The 1,477-nt window shown below is 41.4% G+C and carries 1 protein-coding gene; it reads left to right on the top strand.

Features of this window, described 5'->3' with window-relative positions:
• Positions 1–345 precede the first annotated feature (345 nt).
• A complete protein-coding gene (locus tag DW49_RS1000000132555; protein WP_005617610.1) occupies positions 346–1,362 on the top strand; it encodes a DUF6531 domain-containing protein in 1,017 nt (338 codons plus the stop codon).
• Positions 1,363–1,477: the final 115 nt, after the last annotated feature.

Below are 1,477 nucleotides of genomic sequence, written 5' to 3'. Positions count from 1 at the left end.
TTTCTTCAGGACTCAGGACGATATCTTGGGCGCTCATTTCTTCGCCTCCAACGGTGTAATCAACAAGCAAGCATAGACGATTTTACAGAGCATTTATTTTTGAGACACTACACTAGAGGCCGGGGAGGTAAAATCAGCCGGAAAGTGTACTGCCTTGCCTACGATGGAGCGATCCCCTACGTGTGTTTCGATCAAGGTCGAAGTCTCTTTCAAGGAGCGGTCCGTCTTTTGCCGAGCAAATTTGTAGAGTCTGTGCATGTTGTGCTATATACTTATGGCGACTGAAAATGGGATTGAGTAGGCAGACGACCTGCCAGTCAGTAACATCATTAGACGGACCTGAATATGTATCTTTCCGCGCTTTACGTCAATATCCAGTCGACAGATTTCTCTTGTGCGTTGTTGCAGCGTACAAAAAAATACCTTACGTTATTCGGATTGTCTTTTTTGATACAGTCACCAGTTAATGCGTTGGAGTTTGATGTCTGGTTTACATATCAGTTCGCAAAGCCGCTGTTTTCTTCTGCAAAAGAAGGCTGCGATTACTTTCATACTAAATATTATGAATGGTGGGCTCCTTATTATAATCCGGCGAAAAACTATTTTGATACACCTGATTATTACAGGTGTGCTCAAGAGGAATCGTTTGCCGGGGAAATGAGGCGCAGAACCCTCAGTTGTAAGGATGGTGAAGCTCCTGATTTTCATACAGGTGAATGCAGCAGTTTTAGGCAAAAAGGAGCCTCTGAAGACCCCATTGCCTGTAATGCTCCATCGGCCTTTGTAGGAAATCCCATAAATTCGTCTAACGGAAATAAATTCCATGAAGAGACGAACTACGATTCAGGAGGGGTAAATCCTATATTATTTAAGCACTACTATAACAGTGTAGATGGGGGCTGGTCACACAGCTATTCGTCAAGCTTGTATTTTGCTGTGGGTGCTGTTGTGGTTGTTTCTGAGGATGGTCGACAAAGTATTTTTATTAAACATGGTGATAAATATATTTCTTCTGCGGATAAAGGAGTGGTTGAAAAAGTCGAGGGGGGATGGAGTTATACTTCTTCCTCAAATATCGTCTATCACTATGCTGTTGACGGTCTGCTCATGTATGTTAAGAAACATGAAAATATAATTTATACACTTGTAAGATTTTTTCAAGATTCAAAATTCATTGTCAGGGTAAGTAACTCGGCTGGAGTCACTCTGGATATTGTTGAAGACTCAAGCCATCAACCTGTTAACGTTACTGCAGGTAAGTTCTCTATGCTTTTTACATATGAGAGCGGCAGGCTAGTAACTTTGAAAAAACATATAAAGATAAAGTTTTTGTTCGGCAGTACCATTATGAGGACGCGTTGAACAGCGGTTTACTCACAGGTATTACCGACGAACGTGGAGTTCGTATCGCTAGTGTACTGTTTTCGAAAAAATCAGCCACCAACTAACGGAAAATTCAAATCTTATCAATAGCTTA

The organism is Pseudomonas avellanae BPIC 631 (genome assembly GCF_000444135.1).
GTDB classification, from domain to species: domain Bacteria; phylum Pseudomonadota; class Gammaproteobacteria; order Pseudomonadales; family Pseudomonadaceae; genus Aquipseudomonas; species Aquipseudomonas avellanae.
The sequence above is the reverse complement of the archived record's forward strand: the minus strand, read 5'-3'. Positions and strand labels throughout refer to the sequence as shown.